The organism is Phaeobacter sp. JH20_34 (assembly GCF_048056095.1).
In the GTDB taxonomy this organism is placed as follows: domain Bacteria; phylum Pseudomonadota; class Alphaproteobacteria; order Rhodobacterales; family Rhodobacteraceae; genus Phaeobacter; species Phaeobacter bryozoorum.
In genome coordinates this window covers 629,334-650,412 of sequence record NZ_JAYMWT010000021.1, presented here as the reverse complement: position 1 = coordinate 650,412, position 21,079 = coordinate 629,334, and the positions used below count along the sequence as shown (strand labels likewise).

The 21,079-nt window shown below is 62.7% G+C and carries 18 protein-coding genes and 1 riboswitch; of the genes, 12 read left to right on the top strand and 6 right to left on the bottom strand.

From position 1 onward, the window contains the following. Positions 1–30: 30 nt before the first annotated feature. From VWZ81_RS17695 to VWZ81_RS17685, 3 genes are all read right to left on the bottom strand, one after another. Positions 31–525 carry a hypothetical protein gene (locus tag VWZ81_RS17695; RefSeq protein ID WP_416542526.1) on the bottom strand — a complete coding sequence of 165 codons (495 nt, stop codon included), beginning with the start codon at positions 523–525 and terminating at the stop codon, positions 31–33. A gap of 117 nt (positions 526–642) precedes the next feature. After that, on the bottom strand, positions 643–1,473 hold the full coding sequence (locus VWZ81_RS17690; protein ID WP_416542525.1) for a bifunctional allantoicase/(S)-ureidoglycine aminohydrolase: 831 nt from the start codon (positions 1,471–1,473) through the stop codon (positions 643–645). Positions 1,474–1,587: 114 nt separating this feature from the next. Continuing rightward, positions 1,588–2,358, bottom strand: coding sequence for an IclR family transcriptional regulator (locus tag VWZ81_RS17685; protein ID WP_340544559.1), 771 nt, complete (start codon positions 2,356–2,358; stop codon positions 1,588–1,590). Positions 2,359–2,764: 406 nt separating this feature from the next. Between VWZ81_RS17685 and VWZ81_RS17680 the strand changes: the two genes are divergently transcribed. From VWZ81_RS17680 to queF, 8 genes are all read left to right on the top strand, one after another. Continuing rightward, entirely contained in the window at positions 2,765–4,216 is a 1,452-nt protein-coding gene (locus VWZ81_RS17680; RefSeq protein ID WP_416542524.1) for a glutamine synthetase family protein, read from the top strand. A 223-nt stretch (positions 4,217–4,439) separates the two neighbouring features. Next, a riboswitch (glycine riboswitch) is annotated at positions 4,440–4,520 on the top strand. A gap of 295 nt (positions 4,521–4,815) precedes the next feature. Next, positions 4,816–5,178: a glycine cleavage system protein GcvH gene (gene gcvH, locus VWZ81_RS17675; RefSeq protein ID WP_340544561.1), complete on the top strand. Its 363-nt coding sequence runs from the start codon at positions 4,816–4,818 to the stop codon at positions 5,176–5,178. Positions 5,179–5,320: 142 nt separating this feature from the next. After that, complete coding sequence (gene gcvP / locus VWZ81_RS17670; protein WP_416542523.1) at positions 5,321–8,170, top strand: aminomethyl-transferring glycine dehydrogenase; 2,850 nt, start codon at positions 5,321–5,323, stop codon at positions 8,168–8,170. A gap of 143 nt (positions 8,171–8,313) precedes the next feature. Further along, complete coding sequence (locus VWZ81_RS17665; RefSeq protein WP_340544563.1) at positions 8,314–9,552, top strand: acyl-CoA dehydrogenase family protein; 1,239 nt, start codon at positions 8,314–8,316, stop codon at positions 9,550–9,552. Between the two features lie 274 nt (positions 9,553–9,826). Continuing rightward, positions 9,827–10,525 carry a 7-cyano-7-deazaguanine synthase QueC gene (queC, locus tag VWZ81_RS17660; RefSeq protein ID WP_416537298.1) on the top strand — a complete coding sequence of 233 codons (699 nt, stop codon included), beginning with the start codon at positions 9,827–9,829 and terminating at the stop codon, positions 10,523–10,525. Beyond that, positions 10,525–10,878, top strand: a complete 354-nt coding sequence (queD, locus tag VWZ81_RS17655; RefSeq protein WP_260075073.1) for a 6-carboxytetrahydropterin synthase QueD — start codon at positions 10,525–10,527, stop codon at positions 10,876–10,878. Before queC ends, queD begins: the two co-directional genes overlap by 1 nt. Beyond that, positions 10,875–11,582, top strand: a complete 708-nt coding sequence (queE, locus tag VWZ81_RS17650; RefSeq protein WP_340546281.1) for a 7-carboxy-7-deazaguanine synthase QueE — start codon at positions 10,875–10,877, stop codon at positions 11,580–11,582. Before queD ends, queE begins: the two co-directional genes overlap by 4 nt. Before the next feature lie 26 nt (positions 11,583–11,608). Beyond that, on the top strand, positions 11,609–12,073 hold the full coding sequence (gene queF, locus VWZ81_RS17645) for a preQ(1) synthase (protein WP_340544567.1): 465 nt from the start codon (positions 11,609–11,611) through the stop codon (positions 12,071–12,073). A 55-nt stretch (positions 12,074–12,128) separates the two neighbouring features. Here queF and VWZ81_RS17640 read toward each other — a convergent pair whose 3' ends face one another. Both VWZ81_RS17640 and truA read right to left on the bottom strand, forming a co-directional pair. Beyond that, on the bottom strand, positions 12,129–12,800 hold the full coding sequence (locus VWZ81_RS17640; RefSeq protein ID WP_340544569.1) for a PAS domain-containing protein: 672 nt from the start codon (positions 12,798–12,800) through the stop codon (positions 12,129–12,131). Positions 12,801–12,972: 172 nt separating this feature from the next. Next, positions 12,973–13,746, bottom strand: a complete 774-nt coding sequence (gene truA, locus VWZ81_RS17635; RefSeq protein ID WP_416536332.1) for a tRNA pseudouridine(38-40) synthase TruA — start codon at positions 13,744–13,746, stop codon at positions 12,973–12,975. Positions 13,747–13,891: 145 nt separating this feature from the next. Here truA and VWZ81_RS17630 point away from each other — a divergent pair, with 145 nt between their 5' ends. From VWZ81_RS17630 to VWZ81_RS17620, 3 genes are read left to right on the top strand one after another with little or no spacing between them, the layout of a single operon-like run. Continuing rightward, positions 13,892–15,307, top strand: a complete 1,416-nt coding sequence (locus VWZ81_RS17630) for a YcjX family protein (RefSeq protein WP_340544573.1) — start codon at positions 13,892–13,894, stop codon at positions 15,305–15,307. Beyond that, positions 15,304–15,849 (top strand): GNAT family N-acetyltransferase, encoded by a 546-nt coding sequence (locus tag VWZ81_RS17625; RefSeq protein WP_340544574.1) that lies wholly within the window; start codon positions 15,304–15,306, stop codon positions 15,847–15,849. The genes VWZ81_RS17630 and VWZ81_RS17625 overlap by 4 nt, the downstream gene beginning before the upstream one ends. Then, positions 15,846–16,883 (top strand): YcjF family protein, encoded by a 1,038-nt coding sequence (locus tag VWZ81_RS17620; RefSeq protein WP_340544575.1) that lies wholly within the window; start codon positions 15,846–15,848, stop codon positions 16,881–16,883. The genes VWZ81_RS17625 and VWZ81_RS17620 overlap by 4 nt, the downstream gene beginning before the upstream one ends. Positions 16,884–16,990: 107 nt before the next feature. Here VWZ81_RS17620 and VWZ81_RS17615 read toward each other — a convergent pair whose 3' ends face one another. Then, entirely contained in the window at positions 16,991–17,401 is a 411-nt protein-coding gene (locus VWZ81_RS17615) for a group III truncated hemoglobin (protein WP_416542521.1), read from the bottom strand. 696 nt (positions 17,402–18,097) lie between these two features. On the opposite strand from VWZ81_RS17615, the gene ileS reads away from it, so the two are divergent. After that, positions 18,098–21,028 (top strand): isoleucine--tRNA ligase, encoded by a 2,931-nt coding sequence (gene ileS, locus VWZ81_RS17610; protein WP_416542520.1) that lies wholly within the window; start codon positions 18,098–18,100, stop codon positions 21,026–21,028. Positions 21,029–21,079 lie beyond the last annotated feature (51 nt).

Below are 21,079 nucleotides of genomic sequence, written 5' to 3'. Positions count from 1 at the left end.
CGGGGCCACGCGAACCACGGCGGAGTGCGCCTAGGGGCAGGCCAACTGTGCGAAATACGTCCCATTGATGGAGCGCACCATCGTCTCGACCCGGGCCCGGCACCCGGTTGCAGCGTGAAAGGCGTGCACGGCCTGCCGCGCTGTCAGTACCGCAGGCGGGCGAAACGGCTGTAGCTCCGCGTTCTGGCGCTGCGCCATGTAGCGTCCCGTCGCGCTGCCAGTGTTGCGACCTGTGTCTGTCACCTCCGGGGCCACATGCCAGCTGCGCCCCAGCACATTGACCACGGTCACCTGTGCCTCCGATTCGGTGCCAGCATCAGCCGGACCCGGCAGGGTGAGCAGCAACGGTCCCGTCACCACGGCAAAGGCGATGCCAGCCATCTTGCGGCCAGCGGCCCTGCGCGGGGCGGCGGCAGCGGCAGCGGCGGCGATGGTTGCCGGACGACCCGCACGGGTGCTCAGCACCGCCAGCAGGCTCATCAGACCCAGCGCAAGACCTGTGAACACGATAGATATGATCGACATTGGCGCAGGCTCCATGGCTGACCTCGCGGGGCGAGATCGACCCGCGAGACTGTCTTTCAACATGTCACTTACCTTAGCGCAGCTGTGCGTTCTGGCAATGGCGATGCGCCGCCTTGGTTAGCGCGGTGGGCTTAGTGGCATGTGCCGGTTGACGTCCTTGTATAGCAGGTAACGGAAGCGTCCCGGTCCCCCGGCATAGCAGGCCTGCGGGCAGAAGGCGCGCAGCCACATGAAATCACCGGCCTCAACTTCGACCCAATCCTGGTTAAGGCGGTAGACGGCCTTGCCCTCCAGAACATAGAGCCCGTGTTCCATCACATGGGTCTCGGGGAAAGGGATGACGCCGCCCGGTTCAAAGGTCACGATAGTGACATGCATGTCATGCGACAGATCTGCCGGATCGACAAAACGGGTGGTGGCCCAGCGACCCTCGGTGTCGGGCATGACGCTGGGGGCGATGTCGCGCTCGTTGGTGACCAGAACTGCGGGTTTCTCGACGCCGGGCGCCGGTTCCCAGCGTTTGCGGATCCAGTGAAACCCTGCTGTGCTGTCGCTGCTGTTGTGCAGGGTCCAGGCCGCCCCGGCCGGGATATAGGCATAGCCGCCCGGTTCCAGGTGATGCGCGACGCCATCGACGGTCAGATCCAGCTTGCCCTCCGTCACGAACAGCACGGATTGCGCGGCGCTGTCATGTTCGGGACTGTCGGAGCCGCCATCCGGTTGCAGCTCAACGATATATTGCGAGAACGTCTCGGCAAAGCCACTCAGGGGGCGGGCGATGACCCACATCCGCATCCCCTGCCAACCCGGCAGATATGAGGTGGTGATATCGCGCATTGTGCCTTTGGGGATGACGGCATAGGCATCGGTGAACATGGCGCGGTCGGTCAGCAGCTGCTCCTGACCGGGGTGGCCTCCCTTGGGGGTGAAATAACGCGGCGCGGTCATCGGCGATCCTTTCGTGATGGGTGCCGTATTTATGCGGGCTTGCCGATGGGGGTCCAAGAGGGGCGCTGCGGATAACATCCTTCGCGAAATTTTGAATATCGGATGCGGGCAGCGTTACAGATCTGCCAGCGCCTGGCTCTGGCGCAGCTCCGCCGCGCAGAGCTGCAACGCGCGCAGCGAGATTTCGGTGTCCTGTGCCGGGTTCATCCCCCGCGGGGACGAACTGCCAACCACGATAGGCCGTTGATCGGGGCGCGAGACCGGCACGGCGTAACCGATGATCCCGGTTTCGAACTCACTGTCGGTCACCGCATAGCCCCGCTGCCGCGCGGTGCGCACCCGGTCGAGGATTTGATCCACCTCGGTCAGGGATTGCTCGGTGTGGCGGGGGATATCCGCCGTCGCCAACGTTTCGGCAGCCGCGTCGTCCGACAGGCAGCCCATCAGCATCCGCCCCAGGCTGGTATGGACCAGCGGGATATGAGCGCCGGCGGTAAACCCATAGGTGACCGGTGCATGTTCGACCGTGGATTGCGCCAGCAGCAACACCCGCCCCTGATCCAGCGTCGCAAGCGTAATCTCAGCGCCAAGGCTGCGGGCATGACGGTTCAGCACCGGCTGCACCTTGCGGCCAAACTGATTGGCCTGAAGAAACCCGCCGGACAGTGCCAGCACCTGCGGCGTCAGCGACAGGACCCGGCCCTGCTGGCGCAGATACCCGGCCTGTACAAGCGTCAGCGCCCCGCGTCGCGCCGTGGCACGATCCTGACCGGTGCGCCGTGCGATATCTGCCAGCGTCAGCGTCGGAGTAGCCGCGTCAAACGCCGCCAGAACAGCCAGCCCCTTGGCAAAGCTTGAGGAAATATTACGGTCTTGTTCACTCATCTTCTCATCCAAAAAATACTTGTCAGCGCGCCTGCTTGCACCGGGGGAGGGGATCAAATGGATCGTATCCCGGTAGCACCGACCGCAGATCGAACAAGGTACGGCCCGTGTCCGCATCGGTCTGAGACATCATCGGTGTTCTGTCGGTGCCCCTGCCTCCGTCACCCTGGGTTGTCTGTCAGTTCCAGTCTTCGGCCCTGCGCTGTGCCCTGCGTTCAATTCGCAGCTTTATGTGCCTCGCCTCTGATAAGAGACTGGACCTGAACTAGTTTTTTAGTTCAAGCTTAAATTATCCAGTTGCATAACAAAAACATTGCAAAGGGTGTGATATGGGGAAGACCGACGCAACGTCATGAGCGGCGGAGCACATATCGAAGGCGTGGACAGAAGAAGGTCAGATCACAAGATGACGACGTCACTCATCAAGGGGGCGCTTGCGCGCAAGGGGTTGCTGACAGAGCAGGCCTGTCACGCGGGCGAGGCGGTGCTGGCGCAATGCGAAGCGGCGCGCGTGGAAACTGTGCGCGTCCTCTTTGCCGATCAACACGGCATTCTGCGGGGCAAGACGCTGGTCGCCGCCGGTCTGAGGTCGCTGTTTGAGCAGGGAATCGCGGTGCCGTCGACACTGTTGCTGAAGGATACCGCCCATCGCACCGCCTTCCCGGTGTGGAGCGAAAACCCCGAGGAGGTTGTGACGCCGATGCAGGGCGCCAGCGATGTGCTGCTGGTGCCGCGCCCGGAGACCTTTCGCGTGCTGCCATGGTCCCCACATTCGGCCTGGATCTTCTGTCATGTCGCGTTCCACGATGGCGACGTCGTCCCCTTCGGATCGGCCTATGTGCTGGAACGGGCGGTGGAGACATTGGCAGAACAGGGGCTGAAGACCGTGGTCGGGCTGGAGGTCGAATTCCAGATCTTCGAACGTGTGGACCCGGCGCTGGGCCATGCGCAGCAGGGGATGCCCGGGGCTCCGATCGAGACCCGGAACCTCATTCAGGGCTACCAGTATCTCACCGAAACCCGCTACGGCGAGGCCGAGGCGATTCTGGACAGGTTACGACGCAATGCGCAGGCGCTTGGCCTGCCGGTGCGCACTGTCGAGATCGAGATGGGTCCGAGCCAGTTCGAGTTCACCTTCGATCCGGCCGATCCGATGACGCAGGCGGACGCGATGGTGATGTTCCGCACCATGGTCAAGGAAGTCTGTGCCGCTCAGGGATTACACGCCAGTTTTATGGCCAAGCCGCGGCAGGATCACGCGATGGCCAATGGCTGGCACATCCATCAGTCGCTGATAGATCCCACTACCGGGCGCAATCTGTTCATGCCCGAGGTTGAGGGCGAGCTGACGGAAGAGGCCAGTGGCTGGATCGCCGGGCTGCTCGCCCATGCCGAGGCGGCCTCGCTGCTGGTTGCCCCTACGGTCAATAGCTACAAAAGGTATCTGCCATACCAGCTGGCGCCCAACCGGATACAATGGGGAGAGGACAATCGCGGCGCCATGCTGCGCGGCCTGATGCGCCCTGGCGACCTCTCCAGCCGGATCGAGAATCGCGCGCCCGACAGCAGTGCCAATCCTTATTTCGCGCTGGCCGCGCAGATCATCGCGGGCAGCGAGGGGCTGGCCTCCGGGCGACGCGCGCCGCCGCCCACGGCATCGCCCTATTCCGACGACGCGCAAAAGCTGCCGCGCTCGCTTGGACAGGCGTTGCAGGCCTTCAGCGGATCCGACCTGTTTCGCATCGCTCTGGGGGGCGATGTGGTCGACTATCTCGCCCATCTGAAAGAGGTCGAATGGTCCCGCTACCTCGATACCGTCAGCGAATGGGAGCAGGCTGAATACTTTAACCTTTACTGATGTTTGACCGGTTCCGGCAGGGCCGTTGCGCGGTCGGCCGGCGGTGCCTGATTGCGGCGGTTCAAATGCGTTCGAGACCGCGATTGCAGCTTGAACGAGACATCCGTTATTGGTACCGTATACAGGCGTATGCGGGAGAACCATTGCAGCAGGAATTGCCTGCCGACACTGGTGCCGAAGGAGCAACCGCCCCGGAAACTCTCAGGCCAAAGGGACCGTAAACGTGACGTACTCTGGAGAGACCCTGATCACACCAGGGCGCCGAAGGGATAACGATCTCAGGCAAAGGGACAGAGGGGGCATCACATTGCGCAGGTTCTGCCTGCGTGACGATTGGATGCCGGGACCATGCCATCATTCCTGATCGGACCGGCCCTGAACTCATGGGATGGATCGGCATGACTGCTGAGACCAGGCAAATAGGAACGATACCGGCGCCAGTCGGGCTGGCCGGGGCAGTTCCCTGCGGGCGGTGCTTGGCTCCGGCGGCTCGTGCCATGCCCGTGATGCCGCAGATTTTGACACCCAAACCGCAGCCGTCCACCAGGGCGCGCTGCCATAAGCGCTGAGATCGGCGCGATCTCCAAAGGAAGAGACTGATGAAATACACCGAAGAACACGAATGGCTGCTGGCCGAGAGCGATGATCTGATCACGGTGGGCATCACAACCCACGCGGCAGAGCAGCTGGGCGATGTGGTCTTTGTGGAACTGCCCGAGGTCGGCACCGAAGTCTCCAAGGATGATGAAATCGTGGTCATCGAATCCGTAAAGGCAGCCTCCGATATCCTGGCGCCGCTGGACGGCGAGATCGTCGAGGTGAACGACGCCCTGATCGACAACCCCGGCAAGATCAACGAAGACCCTCAGGGCGACGCCTGGTTCTTTAAGATCAAGCCGTCCGATCTGTCCCCGATGGACGATTACATGGATGAAGCCGGCTACAAGGACTTCATCGGCTGATCCTTTCACCCCGCCTGCGCCCTTCCGCGCGGCGGGGTTTTTTGATCGCTGTTCCCGCACCTATCGCGGTGCCAATCCGCACCACCGGGCCAGCCCGCAGCATTCCGCTGCCTTAACCTCCTGTTGCTGAAGAGGGCGACACATGTCTTTTGAACCCACGGACTATCTGCCGTATGACTTTGCCAACCGCCGCCATATCGGCCCGTCTCCCGAAGAGATGGACGACATGCTTGCCGTGGTTGGCGCCGAGAGCCTGGATGCGCTGATTGACGAAACGGTGCCTGCCACCATCCGTCAGGCCGCCGCGCTGGAGTTTGGCCGTCCTCTGTCGGAACGCGAGCTGCTGCATCACATGCGTGAGGTCGCAGGCAAGAACGTTCTGAAAACCTCGCTGATCGGGCAGGGCTACCACGGCACCGTGACCCCACCCGCCATTCAGCGCAATATTCTGGAAAACCCGGCCTGGTACACCGCCTACACGCCCTATCAGCCCGAAATCTCCCAGGGACGTCTTGAGGCGCTGTTGAACTTCCAGACCATGATCTCGGATCTCACCGGTCTGGAAATCGCCAATGCCTCGCTTCTGGACGAGGCCACAGCCTGCGCTGAGGCAATGACCGTCGCGCAGCGGGTCGCCAAATCGAAGGCCAAGGCGTTTTTTGTCGACCGCGATTGTCACCCGCAGAACATCGCCGTGATCCAGACCCGCGCCGAGCCGCTGGGGATCGAGGTCATCGTCGGCAACCCTGACAAGCTGGAGGCGGATAAGGTCTTTGGCGCTATCTTCCAATACCCCGGCACCTACGGTCATGTGCGCGATTTCACCGACCACATCGCGCAGCTGCACGCGCATAAGGCCATCGGCATCGTTGCAGCCGACCCGCTGTCGCTGACCCTGCTGAAAGAGCCGGGCGCCATGGGTGCCGATATCGCTGTCGGCTCGACCCAGCGCTTTGGCGTGCCGGTGGGCGCAGGCGGTCCGCATGCGGCCTATATGGCGACCAAGGATGCTTACAAACGCTCGATCCCCGGCCGGATTGTCGGCGTCTCGGTCGATGCGCATGGCAACCGCGCCTATCGCCTGTCGCTACAGACCCGTGAACAGCACATCCGCCGCGAAAAGGCGACCTCCAACGTCTGTACTGCACAGGCTCTGCTGGCGGTGATGGCGTCGATGTACGCGGTCTTCCACGGCCCCAAGGGGCTGAAAGCCATCGCGCAGCGCATCCATCGTAAGACCGTGCGTCTGGCCCGTGGGCTGGAAGGGGCAGGGTTCAGCGTTGATCCCCGATCCTTCTTCGACACGATCACCGTTGATGTGGGGCCGCTGCAATCGGCGGTGCTGAAATCGGCGGTGGACGAGGGGCTGAACCTGCGCCGCGTTGGCGAAACCCGCGTTGGTATCACATTGGATGAGGTCACCCGTTCTGAGACCATCGAAGCGGTCTGGCGCGCCTTTGGCATTCGCCGCAAGGACGAAGACTTCACCCATGAATACCGCGTGCCGGAAAACATGCACCGCACGTCTGACTATCTGACGCATCCGATCTTCCACATGAACCGGGCCGAAACCGAGATGATGCGCTACATGCGCCGCCTCGCGGATCGTGATCTGGCGCTGGACCGGGCGATGATCCCGCTTGGCTCCTGCACGATGAAGCTCAATGCCGCCGCCGAGATGATGCCGCTCAGCTGGCCGGAGTTCGCCAATATCCACCCCTTTGCCCCTGCCGATCAGATGCAGGGCTATGCAGAGATGGTCAGCGATCTGTCCGAGAAACTGTGCCAGATCACCGGCTATGATGCGATCTCCATGCAGCCCAACTCTGGCGCGCAGGGGGAATACGCGGGCCTTCTGTCCATTGCGGCCTATCACCGTGCCAACGGTCAGGGCCACCGCAACATCTGTCTGATCCCGATGTCGGCCCATGGCACCAACCCGGCCTCTGCCCAGATGGTGGGGTGGAAGGTTGTTGTGGTGAAATCCGCAGGAAATGGCGATATCGACCTCGAGGATTTCCGCGAAAAGGCAGAGAAACACGCTGAAAATCTTGCAGGCTGCATGATCACCTACCCCTCGACCCACGGCGTGTTCGAGGAAACCGTGCATGAGGTCTGCAAAATTACCCATGATCACGGAGGTCAGGTTTATATCGACGGTGCCAATATGAACGCCATGGTGGGCCTGTCCCGTCCCGGCGATCTGGGCGGCGATGTGAGCCACCTGAACCTGCACAAGACCTTTGCCATTCCCCACGGTGGTGGTGGCCCCGGCATGGGACCGATTGGCGTGAAGGCGCATCTGCAACCGCATCTGCCCGGCCACCCGGAAACCGGCGGTCAGGAAGGGCCGGTTTCTGCGGCTCCCTTCGGCTCTGCCTCGATCCTGACCATCAGCTGGGCCTATTGTCTGATGATGGGTGGTGCGGGCCTGACGCAGGCGACAAAGGTGGCGATCCTCAACGCCAACTACATCGCCAAGCGCCTCGAAGGCGCCTATGACGTACTCTACAAGGGGCCGACAGGCCGCGTTGCGCATGAGTGTATTCTGGACACCCGCCCGTTTGAGGCCAGCGCGAACGTGACCGTGGACGATGTGGCCAAGCGACTGATCGACAGCGGTTTCCACGCACCCACCATGTCCTGGCCCGTCGCGGGCACCCTGATGGTGGAACCCACCGAGTCCGAGACCAAGGCCGAGCTGGACCGCTTCTGCGAGGCCATGCTGTCGATCCGCGAGGAAATCCGCGCAGTTGAGGCAGGCGAAATGGATGCGGAGAATAACGCATTGAAAAACGCGCCTCACACGATGGAAGATCTCGTTAAGGACTGGGATCGCCCCTATTCCCGCGAACAGGGCTGCTTCCCTCCGGGCGCGTTCCGGGTCGACAAATACTGGCCGCCGGTCAACCGCGTCGACAATGCTTACGGTGACCGCCATCTGGTCTGCACCTGCCCACCGATGGAAGACTACGCCGAGGCGGCAGAGTAACCACTAGCGAAACGGGCCCTTCGGGGCCCGTTTTTCTGTCCTGCGATGCCTATCCATCTGTGACGTCCCGTCACGCGGCTGGACAGCGGCACAACCCCCGCGCCATGCTGCCGCCAAGGGAAACAACACAAAGAGGCGCCGGGATGGACATGAACTTGGGTATGCGCAGCGAAAACCGCGCGCTTCTGGATCGGGTGGCGGCGATGATCCGCGACGAGATCATGCCGATGGAGGCCGAGTATCATGCCGAGATCGGCAAGGGGGATCGCTGGCAATACACCGATCGGCAGGCCGAAATCCTCGAAGGCCTGAAAGCCAAGGCCAAGGCCGACGGCCTGTGGAATTTCTGGCTCACCGACAGTGACAAGGGCTTTGGCCTTTCGACCGTCGAATATGCTTACTTTGCTGAGGAAATGGGAAAAACCCCGCTGGGGGCAGAGGTGTTCAACTGCTCCGCGCCCGACACCGGCAATATGGAAGTGTTTGAGCGCTACGGCACCGAGGCGATGAAACAGCAATGGCTGGCGCCGCTCCTTCAGGGCGAGATCCGCTCGGCCTATCTGATGACGGAGCCGGATGTCGCCAGCTCGGACGCCACCAATATTGCCATGTCCTGCCTGCGCGACGGCGATGACTATGTGCTGAACGGCGAAAAATGGTGGGCCTCAGGGGCAGGGGATCCGCGCTGCAAGGTCTATATCGTCATGGTGCGCACCGGCGGCGACGAGCTGCCCAAACACAAGCGCCAGTCGATGATCGTGGTGCCTGCGGATGCACCGGGGATCGAGGTGTTGCGCCCGATGGAGGTCTACGGTCACGATGACGCCCCCCACGGCCATATGCACATCCGCTTCTCAGACGTGCGTGTGCCTGCTGAAAACATGCTGCTGGGCGAGGGGCGCGGATTTGAAATCGCGCAGGGCCGTCTTGGGCCGGGGCGCATTCACCATTGTATGCGCGCCATCGGCCAGGCCGAAAGCGCGCTGGAACAGCTCTGCCGCCGCTCGCTGCGCCGCGAGGCTTTTGGCAAGCCGCTGGCCCAGCTTGGCGCCAACTACGATATCATCGCCGAATGCCGGATGGAGATCGAAATGGCCCGGCTCCTCTGTCTCAAGGCGGCATGGTACATGGATCAGGGCGATGCACGCGCCGCAGCACCCTGGATCAGCCAGATCAAGGTGGTTGCCCCCCGTGTCGCGTTGAAGGTGATCGACGAGGCGGTGCAGATGCACGGAGGGCAGGGCATCAGCCAGGACACGCCGCTGGCGCAGGCCTGGACCCATGTGCGCACCCTGCGCCTTGCCGATGGGCCGGATGCGGTGCACCGCAGGCAGGTCGCCCGCGCCGAGCTGAAAGCCTACAGTCAGGAGAATCTGGGTTAACGCTTGTCCCCCAATCCGGGCTGAGCGGCGAGGCTCCGACCAAAAAAATAGGCCTCCAGAAATAGTCAGGCGCGCTCCCGGTGGAGGGCGCCTTTCTCATGTTAAGCCCAATGCGTTGAAAGAATGAGATTTCACCGCGTGAACTGGTCAGATCATCGGCTGATCTGACGTCGCGGAAAAATACTGTGGATATCTTGCCGTAGTTAACGGCAGTCGCTATACGCACGCCTTTCCGGTCGCAGCCTACCCGGATATCAAAACAAGGACTGAAAACTTGAAAACACTTGTCATCTGCTCGGGCGGATTGGATTCGGTATCCCTCGCCCATGTGCTCGCTGCCAAAGGGCAGCTGTCGCGCCTTGTCTCGTTCGACTACGGACAGCGCCATCGCAAGGAACTCGACTATGCTGCCGCCTGCGCAGAGCGGCTCGGGGTTCCCCACGAGATCATTGATATGCGTTCGATCGGCGCGGCACTCAGCGGCTCTGCCCTGACGGACGATATTGATGTGCCGGACGGCCACTACGCCGAAGAGACCATGAAGGTTACGGTGGTGCCCAACCGCAATGCCATCATGCTAACCATTGCCTACGGGATTGCCGCCGCCAAGGGCGACACGGCTGTGGCAACGGCGGTGCATGGCGGCGATCACTTCATTTACCCGGACTGCCGCCCGGCCTTCACCGATGCTTTTGACGCGATGCAGCGCATGGCGCTGGACGGCTATGCAGATGTGGCGCTGGTGACACCGTTCGTGCATCGCTCCAAAGGCGACATCGTCACCGCAGGTGCGGCGGTGAACACGCCCTTTGCCGAGACCTGGTCCTGCTACAAGGGTGGCGAACATCATTGCGGGCGCTGCGGCACCTGCGTTGAACGCCGTGAGGCCTTCGATCTGGCAGGCGTTGAGGATCCGACAGTCTACGCGGACCCCGATTTCTGGCGCACAGCCATCAAGGAAGGGGCCGCCTGATGTTCCGCATTACCAAGGAGTTCCACTTCTCCGCTTCACATCAGCTGACCCATCTGCCAGCCGATCACCAATGCGCGCGGCTGCATGGGCATAATTACATCGTCGTGGTCGAACTGGCCGGCGCCAAGCTGAACAGCGACGGTTTTGTCCGCGATTATCACGAGCTGGCACCGCTGAAGAATTACATCGACGGCAGCTTTGATCATCGCCATCTGAACGATGTGATGGACGGCCCCTCGACCGCCGAGAACATGGCCCGTCATTTCTACGAATGGTGTGTCGCGCGCTGGCCCGAAACCGCTGCGGTGCGGGTATCGGAGACGCCGAAAACATGGGCCGAGTACCGACCATGAGCCTGCGCATTGCCGAAATCTTCGGACCTACGATCCAGGGAGAAGGCGCCCTGATCGGGGAGCCAACCGTCTTTGTCCGCACTGGCGGCTGCGATTACCGATGCAGCTGGTGCGACAGTCTCCACGCGGTTGACAGCAAATACCGCGAGACCTGGATCCCGATGACCACAAGCGATGTCTGGGCAGAGGTCACGCAGCTCAGCGGCGGCCAGCCGCTGACCGTCTCGCTCTCGGGTGGCAACCCGGCCATTCAGGACTTTGCCGAGCTGATCGCACGCGGAAAGGCCGAGGGCTATCGCTTTGCCTGCGAGACGCAGGGCTCGATCAACCAGCCCTGGTTTGCCCAGCTGGACACGCTGGTGCTCAGCCCGAAACCACCCTCCAGCGGCCATAAGGTGGATTGGCAGAAATTTGACCACTGCCTTCAGGCTGCAAAGGGGTGCGGGCAAACCGTGGTGAAGATCGTGATCTTCGACGACCGGGATTATGACTGGGCGCGGGCCGTTGCAAAACGCCTGCCGGACCTGCCGCTCTACCTGCAACCCGGCAACCCGGAGGTGGACCCGGATAAACCGGTGGACCTGACCGCCGCCACAGAACGTCTGCAATGGCTGATTGAAAAGGTAACCGGAGACCGCTGGTTTACCCCCCGTGTGCTGCCACAGCTTCATGTGCTGGTCTGGGGCAACAAACGCGGTGTCTAGGCCGAGAGACCTGAGGAGAAAAGAAGATGAGTGACGATATCTACAAGGATCTGAAACAGCTGGGCGGCGCGACCGTAATGCCCAGCAACCCCGACGAAGCAGAGCTGGAGCGGGTGCAGAACCCGCAGGCCGACGTCGCCTACAACGTGCGCTTCACCGCGCCGGAGTTCACATCACTCTGCCCGATGACCGGCCAGCCCGATTTTGCCCATCTGGTCATCGACTACGTGCCGGGCAAATGGCTGGTCGAGAGCAAATCGCTCAAGCTGTTTCTGGGGTCCTTCCGCAACCACGGCGCCTTCCACGAAGATTGCACCGTGTCCATTGCGCGTCGGCTGGCCGATTACCTTGAGCCGCAGTGGCTGCGGATCGGCGGCTATTGGTACCCGCGTGGCGGCATTCCGATTGATGTCTTCTGGCAGACCGGACCGCTGCCGGAGGGAGTCTGGATCCCGGATCAGGGCGTGCCGCCCTATCGCGGTCGCGGCTGAAAACGTCGCTCTGGCCGTCAGCCGACGGCCTGATCACTGAATGCGGGCCGGGTCGTCAGGCCTGGCTCGCCCGTGGTCCCAGCAACGGATCGCGGGCCATGGCGGCGGCATCGACATCCTGCGGTTCCGCTCCCAGAAGATTGCCGCGACGGCGATTGAAGTAGAGATCAATCCGGCTGTAGAGCGTGTTGCGGCGCATCTCCAGACAGCGCATCAGCGCCTTGCGGGCATAGTCCAGCAGCTCATCTTTCTGATCCTGAAGGCCAATCACTTCCTCGGCCCGGTTCGAACCACCATCGGCGGCTCTCTCTGCCTCAGCTTGCGGCGCGCCAGCATCCTCGCGGTTGGCCGTCGGCGGCGGTGATGATGACAGCTGCGGCGACAGCGGAAAGTGACAGCCCAGCAGGACCACATTGCCCGGTGAAACGGTGATCGGGTCGATATAGGTCAGACATTCAAAGGGCTCGCCCTCGGCATTGTAGTTCCACAGCGTTTGCGACCCGCGTCTGCACATATCGCGGGCGTGTTTCAGCAGGCTCACCGAACTTTCCTGAACCGCAGGGCCCTGGAACAGCGGGCACGGCCGGTCGATCACATCCTGCGCCCGGTAGCCCGTTGCCTGTTCAAAGGCCCGGTTGACAAAAACCAGCTCCAGCTCCTCGGCTTCGGGATTGATCAGCGACAGCGGCAACGTGGAATGCCGCAGCAAAGTACCAAGAAGTTCCATCTCTTTTTCCACGTCATCACCCACCGATTAAGCATATGATCTGTGACGAAACGCGTAACCGAACGGTTGGTTCCCGTAGGGCGCCAAAAAAACTGAAAAAATATGCCGCCCTCCGCAACAGCGGATCGCCGCTGCCGTGAAAGGTGATTTCTGAAACTATTACAGCAGTTTGTCAGGTTGCGGAGAAGGGGTCGTCAGGATATCCGACCCGCGCAAGATAGAGCCCATGCCCCGGGCAGACCGGTCCACAGGCGGCCCTGTCCGTCGCCTCAAGCGCAGATTTCACATCCTCAGGCGACCAGGCTCCGGCGCCGACCCGCTCCAGCGTGCCGACAAAACTGCGCACCTGATTGTGCAGGAACGACCGCGCCCGCACATGGAAATGGATCTCCGGCCCCGAAAAGCCCTGAACCCGTTCGACGCGCAGCTCGTCCAGCGTCTTGAGCGGGCTGGCCGCCTGGCAGATTGAGGAGCGAAACGTGGTGAAATCATGCTGGCCGATCAGATGGTGCGCGGCCTCCTGCATGGCGTCTGCATCCAGATCATGGCTCAGCTGCCAGACCTGTCCGGCGTCATGGGTGGCAGGCGCGCGGCGGATCAGGATGCGGAACAGATACTGCCGCTCAATGGCCGAGAACCGCGCGTGCCAATCGTCGTCCACACGGGCGCAATCCACAATCGCCACGGGGGCAGGCTTCAGATGGTAATTCAGCGCCTCGGACAGGCGGAAGGGATCCCAGTCCTTTTCCATGTCGCAATGGGCCACCTGACCCAGACCATGCACCCCGGTATCGGTGCGGCCTGCTGCGGCAATGGTATGGGGGCCGGGTTCGAGCCGCGCAAGCGCATCCTCGATCGCCCCCTGAACCGAGGGCTGATCCTTCTGGCGCTGCCACCCGGCAAAGGGTGCGCCGTGATATTCGACTTTCAAAGCAAAACGCGGCATGAGCGGGCAAGTAACGCGGCAATCGCGGCGGCACAAGTCCCGGATGGCGGCCTGCCGGGGTGGTATCATACCCGGTCAGCCCTTATCTTGATCAAATCGAACAAGGATCTGACCCCGCAAAGGGTCGGCAAGACGGGGCAAACCTTTGGGATTATCATCACTGGCAGACGGGGTCTTGCGCAGCGTCGAAGGGGCGGGCGCCGCCCTTTCGGAGAGCCTGTTTGAACCGTCGATCCGCCTTGGCGTCACGGGTCTTGCCCGCGCCGGCAAGACCGTGTTCATCACCTCACTGGTGGCCAACCTGATGAACCGGGGGCGGATGGTGCAGCTCTCGGCGGTACGCGAAGGGCGGGTCGAGACGGCGTTTCTGCAACCCCAGCCCGATGATACCGTGCCCCGATTTGACTACGAAAACCATCTTGGCGCCCTGACCGGGCCGCGCCCCTTCTGGCCCGACAGCACGCGGGCCGTCTCTGAACTGCGCCTTAGTCTGAAGGTGCAGCCAAACGGTCTTCTGTCGGGCTTTCAGGGACCACGCACCCTGCATCTGGACATTGTCGATTATCCCGGTGAATGGCTCCTGGATCTGGCGCTGCTGGACAAGACATACGCCCAGTGGTGCGATGAGGTGCTGACCCGCATCCGCAGTCGGTCGCAGGCGGCGGCGTTTCTGGATCTGGCGCAGAAGGTTGACGCCACAGCCCCCCATGACGAACCGCTGGCGCAGGATCTGGCCGCGGCCTTTGCCGCCTATCTGCAGGCCGCCCGTGCCGCCGGCTACTATGACTGCACACCGGGGCGCTTCCTGTTGCCGGGGGATCTGGCCGGGTCGCCGGTGCTGACCTTCGCGCCGGTCCCGCTTTGCGATAGCGCCCCGCGCCGGTCGCTTCACCGCGAGATGGAACGCCGGTTTGAGGCCTATAAGTCAAAGGTCGTGAAACCCTTCTTTCGCGATCATTTCGCCCGCATCGACCGGCAGGTGGTGCTGGTCGATGCCCTCAGCGCCATCCATTCCGGCCCCCGCGCGGTCGAGGATCTGCGCCACGCGATGACTGATATCCTTGCCGCCTTCCGTCCCGGTCGCAACGGGTTTCTGCGCCAGATCCTGCGCGGCAAGCGGGTGGAAAAGATCCTGTTCGCGGCGACCAAGGCCGATCACCTGCATCACCAGCAGCACCCGCAGCTGACCGCCATCATCGAGGCGCTGACCCGCGATGCCCGCGACCGGGCCCGCTTCGCCGGGGCCGAGACGGCGGCGCTGTCGCTTGCCGCCCTGCGCGCCACGACGGAGGAACTGCGCCATCACAACGGGATCGAGCTGCCCTGCGTGCGTGGCACGCTTCTGGACAGCGGCAAGCCTGCGGCCTTTTATCCCGGCGCATTGCCGCAGGATCCCTCGCATCTGCTGACCCCGGCCCGGCAGGGTGCCGAGACCTGGCTCGACGGCGATTATCAGGCCATGGCCTTCGCCCCGGCTCCGCTCACCCTGCGTCCGGGCGACGGCCCACCTCACATCCGCCTCGACCGGGCGGCAGAATTCCTGATCGGAGACCGCCTTTGACCTGTGTCGCACAGTCTGATCCACCGCCCGCGCTGCGCCCGGCCCGCAGCACTGACGCAGGCAAGATTGCCGAAATCCTGCACGGGTTCGAAGTCGACACGCCATGGATGCCCAAACGCCATACCGGTGCCGAGGCGATTGGCTTCTGCGGGATCATGATTGATCGCGGCTGGGTCACCGTGGTGCAGATCGGCGGCCGGATCGAAGGCTTTCTGGCGCGGGACGGCGCCACGATCTGTGCGCTCTACATCCGGCAGCGCGCACGCGGGCAGGGGCTGGGACGCCTGCTGCTGGACTATGCCAAATCGGTGCAGTCGCCGCTGCAGCTCTGGACCCATCAGGCCAATGAGGGGGCGCAGCGGTTCTACCGGCGCGAAGGCTTCGGGGAGCAGTCGCGCAGCGATGGGGCCACCAATGATGAGCGCCTGCCGGATATCCAGTATCTCTGGCCGACGCCGCAGCCCGCCGCCGGTCCCCGACCCGCGGCGCAGGCCCGGCCGTCCGCCACATCACCGTCCGCCACGTCAAAGGACAGAGCATGACCCGCAAGGACGCCGTTCTTTTTGACCTCTCCGACAGCGCCACGGCAGATGCCGCACCGGATGTGGCCGCCGCACCACCGGTGCCTGATCTGGATGGCGCCAGCAGCAACCTGCCACAGCCCGCGCTGGCACAGGCGGCGGAGCTGGCCAGCCGTCGCCCCTCCCGGCTGGCGCGCTGGTTCTGGGCCTGTCTGACGGCCCTCATCGGTGCCGTCATCTCCGTCGCGGCCTGGGATTTCACCACCGGGCTGATCGACCGCCTGCCGCTTCTGGGATGGGCCATCAGCGCAGGCTTTGCCATCGCCCTGCTGCTGGCGCTACTGATGGGTCTGCGCGAACTGGCCGCGCTGTCGCGCCTGCGCCGGGTCGAAAGCCTGCGCGCTGCGCAGCCCCTGCTGGCGGCGGATGCCCGGACCGCCGATGCCACCGCCGATCTCAAGGCCGCGCGCAGCTATGTCTCCGGACTGGAACGGTTTTATCGCGGCCGCAAGGATCTCGCCTGGGGGCTGGCCCGGCTTAGCGAGCGCAAGGCCGATATCATGGATGCCGACGCGCTGCTGCAACTGGCCGAGGCGGAGCTGCTGGCGCCGCTGGATGCCCGCGCCCTGCGCGTAGTCGAAGGTGGCGCACGTCAGGTCGCCACGGTCACCGCACTGGTGCCGCTGGCGCTGGCCGATGTGGTGACCGCGCTTGTGACCTCATTGCGGATGATCCGCCGCATTGCCGATATCTACGGCGGGCGGTCCGGTTTTCTCGGCTCCTGGCGGCTCACCCGCGCTGTGCTGTCCCATCTGGTCGCCACCGGCGCCGTGGCCGTTGGCGATGACCTGCTGGAGCCGGTGCTGGGCGGATCGTTGTTGTCGAAACTCTCGCGCCGCTTTGGCGAAGGGCTGGTGAACGGCGCGCTCTCCGCCCGCGTTGGCATCGCCGCGATGGAGGTCTGCCGCCCGATGGCCTTCTCAAAGGCGCAGAAGCCAAGCACCCGCAAGGTCATCCAGCGCGCCCTGACCGGCCTGTTCTCCAAGGATCAATAGGCAGGCCTGAGGCTCATGCGCAGCATGAGCCACGCCCAAGGCTGCCAGGTGGCTCTGGCCCCGCCAGAGCGCCGCCGCAGAGGCGGGAGAGCCACCGTCCTCCGGGATCAGAACAGCTTCGGTGGCGCATCCTTAGGCTGGCGCATGGCGACGATCCCGGTGCGAAACCCCTCGCCAATCCGATCCGCCAGCGCGCCCCATTGCAGCGCTGTCCGTTCCGGCAGCTCCGCCTGCAACACCTCGTGAAACAGCCCCAGCCAGAGCGGGAAATGCTCCGCCTTCACATCCGGCCTGCTGACATGCACCCGCATCGGATTGCCGCTATAGCATTTCTCCCGCAGTATCGCATTGCGCCAGAAGCCCGCGATCTTCTCTTCATGTTCCGGCCAGTCGGAGACATGGGCGGCAAACACCGGGCCGAGCACAGCATGGGTCCGCACGCGGGAATAAAACACATCCACCACATGAGCGATCTGCTCTGCGGTGATGTCAAAACGTGCGAGCGCGGTCTGGGTCATGTCAAAAGCCACCTTTCCATCCCGTCGCTACACCAGAGCACGCCGCCGGTACAGCCGCCCGGACACAGGCTGCGACCAATTGTGCGGCGAGTCGGTGTGGCGTATCTCGGTTAAGAGCCGTCGGGCACGTCGTCGTAGGTTTCGCCCCATGCCTCCACCGCATCTCTGCACCGTTCATAGTCGGATCAAATCTGCCCGACAGCTGCAAAAGCGCGACCAGAGTTTCTAGGAGAAGCAATGCCCAGACGGGCGATAGGGCGAAAGCATAGCCCACAAGAGGGGTGCGGTTCGTCCACGGGCGATGTCGTGAGCGATTGCCCTGCACAGGGATGGCAAGCCATGCCAGCAAAACAAGCGCGGTAAACCCCGCAACAGCCAGAAATGCAGACAACTGATACTGCGTGAAGAGAAGCGAAACCGTGATGGGATCAGTTGCTGACATCTGTTCACTGTTCAATGATATTTTGTAGATGCCGCTACCATCGCGCACGGTTATCCGCGTGCCAACCTCGATCTGCCGCTTTACCCGCCTGCCGCTCCTGCCTATAAGGCCCTCATGTCCCATGTTGCGGCCATCATTATTCGAATTATATCCCCGGCGCTCTGACCACGTGAGCCGCCGGGCAAAGGTGCTTGAGCCATCGCACCGAACCGAATATCCCAAAATACGACCAGATCATCCAAAGGACGCTGCACATGTGTGCCGACACGCCTCAGACGCCTGAGTACAAAGACACCCTCAATCTGCCCAAAACCGATTTCCCGATGCGCGCGGGCCTGCCCAAGCGTGAGCCGGGCTGGCTGGAGCGTTGGGCGCTGATTGGCGTCTATGACAAACTTCGCGAAAAGGCCGCCGCGGCCAAGGGCACCGATGCCGAGCGCAAGCCCTTCACCCTCCATGACGGCCCCCCTTACGCCAACGGTCACTTGCATATCGGCCACGCGCTGAACAAGACGATCAAGGACATGATCGTCCGCTCGCACCAGATGATGGGCTTTGACGCGCGTTATGTGCCGGGCTGGGATTGCCACGGCCTGCCGATCGAATGGAAGATCGAAGAGCAGTACCGCAAGAAGGGCAAGAACAAGGATGAGGTGAACATCGTCGATTTCCGTCAGGAGTGCCGCAAGTTCGCCGAAGGCTGGATCGATATCCAGCGCGAGGAATTCAAACGCCTTGGCATCACCGGCAACTGGGCTGATCCCTATATCACCATGGATTTCCACGCCGAAGCGGTGATCGCGGATGAATTCATGAAGTTCCTGATGAACGGCACGCTCTATCAGGGCTCCAAACCCGTGATGTGGTCGCCGGTTGAGAAAACCGCGCTGGCTGAGGCCGAGATCGAGTATCACGACCATAAATCGCACACCATCTGGGTGCCCTTCGGCTTTGCCAATGCGACCGGCGATCTGGCCGATGCCCGCGTGGTGATCTGGACCACCACCCCCTGGACGATCCCGTCGAACAAGGCCGTCGCCTTCAATCCGAAGGTCGCTTACGGCCTCTATCGTGTGGACGCCACCGAAGAGGAAAGCTGGACCAACCCCGGTGATCTCTATCTCTTTGCAAACGCGCTGGCCGAGGATGCGCTTGGCAAATCCCGCATCACCGAATTCACCAAGGTCCGCGATGTCGAGGCCTCCGAATTTGCAGGGCTGATCTGTAAACACCCCTTCAATGGTATCGAGGGCGCGAACGGCTTCTGGGATTATGACGTGCCGATGATCGACGGCGACCATGTCACCGATGATGCAGGCACCGGCTTTGTCCACACCGCGCCCAGCCATGGTGCGGATGACTATGAGTGTTTCGTCGCGCGCAACTGGATCGACCGGATGACCCACAACGTGGGCGAGGAATCCGAATTCCTGTCGCATGTGCCGTTCTTTGCCGGGCTTCAGATCTTTGACAAGAAGGGCAAGGAAGGCAAGGCCAACACCGCCGTGATCGCCAAGCTGGTCGAGGCCGGCGGCATCATCGCCCGTGGTCGCATCACCCACAGCTACCCGCATTCCTGGCGCTCCAAGGCACCGATCGTGTTCCGCAACACCCCGCAGTGGTTTGCCTCCGTGGACCGCGAGCTGGACGACGGCATGGGCGAGATGGGCGATACCATCCGCACCCGCGCGCTGAATTCCATCGACCAGCTGGTGCACTGGACCCCGCAGACCGGCCGGAACCGCCTCTATTCGATGATCGAAAGCCGCCCGGACTGGGTGCTGTCGCGCCAGCGCGCCTGGGGCGTGCCGCTCACCTGCTTCGTGAAGAAGGACGTGCTGCCGACAGATCCCGACTTCCTCCTGCGCAATGACCAGCTGAACACCCGCATCGTGGCCGCGTTTGAGGAACATGGCGCCGATATCTGGTACACGGATGGCTTCAAGGAGAAGATGCTCGACGGCATCGCGAACCCTGAGGATTACGATCAGGTCTTTGACGTGCTCGACGTCTGGTTCGACAGTGGCTCCACCCACGCCTTTGTGCTGCGCGACCGCGAGGACGGCACCGAGGACGGTATCGCGGACGTCTATATGGAAGGCACCGACCAGCATCGCGGCTGGTTCCACTCTTCCCTCTTGCAGGCCTGCGGTACCAAGGGCCGCGCGCCCTATCGCAACGTGGTCACCCATGGATTCACGCTGGACGAGAAGGGCAACAAGATGTCCAAATCGCTCGGCAACACCATTGTGCCCGAGAAAATCGTCCAGCAGTATGGCGCCGATATCCTGCGTCTCTGGGTCGCACAGACCGACTACACCGCCGACCAGCGGATCGGGGCGGAAATCCTCAAAGGTGTCGCCGACAGCTATCGCCGCCTGCGCAATACCATGCGCTACATGCTCGGCAGCCTTGCGGATTTCTCCGAAGATCAGCGCGTGGATCCGGCCGATATGCCCGAGCTGGAACAATGGGTTCTGCACCGTCTGGCGGAGCTGGATCACAAGGTCCGCACCGGCTATCAGGCCTTTGATTTCCAGGGTGTGTTCTCGGCGGTGTTCAACTTTGCCACCGTGGATCTGTCGGCCTTCTATTTCGATATCCGCAAGGACGCGCTCTACTGCGACGGCGACACGCTGAACGCCCGTGCGGCCCGCACGGTGCTGGATATCCTGTTCCACCGGCTGACCACATGGCTGGCCCCGATCCTGGTCTTCACCATGGAAGAGGTCTGGCTGGAGCGGTTCCCCGGCGATGACAGCTCGCTGCATCTTCAGGATATCCCGGCAACCCCGGCCGATTGGCTGAATGAGCCGCTGGCTGCGAAATGGGCCAAGGTCCGTCAGGCCCGCCGCGTCGTTACCGCCGCTCTTGAGGTGCAGCGCGTCGACAAGGTGATCGGCGCCTCACTGGAGGCCGCGCCGGTGGTGCATGTGCGCGACGCCGAGGTTCTGGCAGCGCTGAAATCGGTGAATTTCGCCGATGTCTGCATCACCTCCGATATCGTGCTCAGCGGTGATCCGGCCCCGGCCGAAGCCTTCCGCATGCCCGAGGTGGACGGCGTGTCGGTGGTGTTCGAGAAGGCCGATGGTGATAAGTGCCAGCGCTGCTGGAAAATCCTGCCGGATGTGGGCAGCCACAGCCATGCGGGCGTCTGCGGCCGCTGTGATGCAGCGCTTGGCTGAGCCGCGCTAAGACTGGGCGCGGGCGGGTTTGATGTCCGCCCGTCTCGCCTG

Coding starts and splice junctions, on each gene's coding strand:
- VWZ81_RS17695 (WP_416542526.1), bottom strand. CDS start 525: ATGTCGATCATATCTATCGTGTTCACAGGTCTTGCGCTGGGTCTGATG.
- VWZ81_RS17690 (WP_416542525.1), bottom strand. CDS start 1,473: ATGACCGCGCCGCGTTATTTCACCCCCAAGGGAGGCCACCCCGGTCAG.
- VWZ81_RS17685 (WP_340544559.1), bottom strand. CDS start 2,358: ATGAGTGAACAAGACCGTAATATTTCCTCAAGCTTTGCCAAGGGGCTG.
- VWZ81_RS17680 (WP_416542524.1), top strand. CDS start 2,765: ATGACGACGTCACTCATCAAGGGGGCGCTTGCGCGCAAGGGGTTGCTG.
- gcvH (WP_340544561.1), top strand. CDS start 4,816: ATGAAATACACCGAAGAACACGAATGGCTGCTGGCCGAGAGCGATGAT.
- gcvP (WP_416542523.1), top strand. CDS start 5,321: ATGTCTTTTGAACCCACGGACTATCTGCCGTATGACTTTGCCAACCGC.
- VWZ81_RS17665 (WP_340544563.1), top strand. CDS start 8,314: ATGGACATGAACTTGGGTATGCGCAGCGAAAACCGCGCGCTTCTGGAT.
- queD (WP_260075073.1), top strand. CDS start 10,525: ATGTTCCGCATTACCAAGGAGTTCCACTTCTCCGCTTCACATCAGCTG.
- queE (WP_340546281.1), top strand. CDS start 10,875: ATGAGCCTGCGCATTGCCGAAATCTTCGGACCTACGATCCAGGGAGAA.
- queF (WP_340544567.1), top strand. CDS start 11,609: ATGAGTGACGATATCTACAAGGATCTGAAACAGCTGGGCGGCGCGACC.
- VWZ81_RS17640 (WP_340544569.1), bottom strand. CDS start 12,800: ATGGAACTTCTTGGTACTTTGCTGCGGCATTCCACGTTGCCGCTGTCG.
- truA (WP_416536332.1), bottom strand. CDS start 13,746: ATGCCGCGTTTTGCTTTGAAAGTCGAATATCACGGCGCACCCTTTGCC.
- VWZ81_RS17620 (WP_340544575.1), top strand. CDS start 15,846: ATGACCCGCAAGGACGCCGTTCTTTTTGACCTCTCCGACAGCGCCACG.
- VWZ81_RS17615 (WP_416542521.1), bottom strand. CDS start 17,401: ATGACCCAGACCGCGCTCGCACGTTTTGACATCACCGCAGAGCAGATC.
- ileS (WP_416542520.1), top strand. CDS start 18,098: ATGTGTGCCGACACGCCTCAGACGCCTGAGTACAAAGACACCCTCAAT.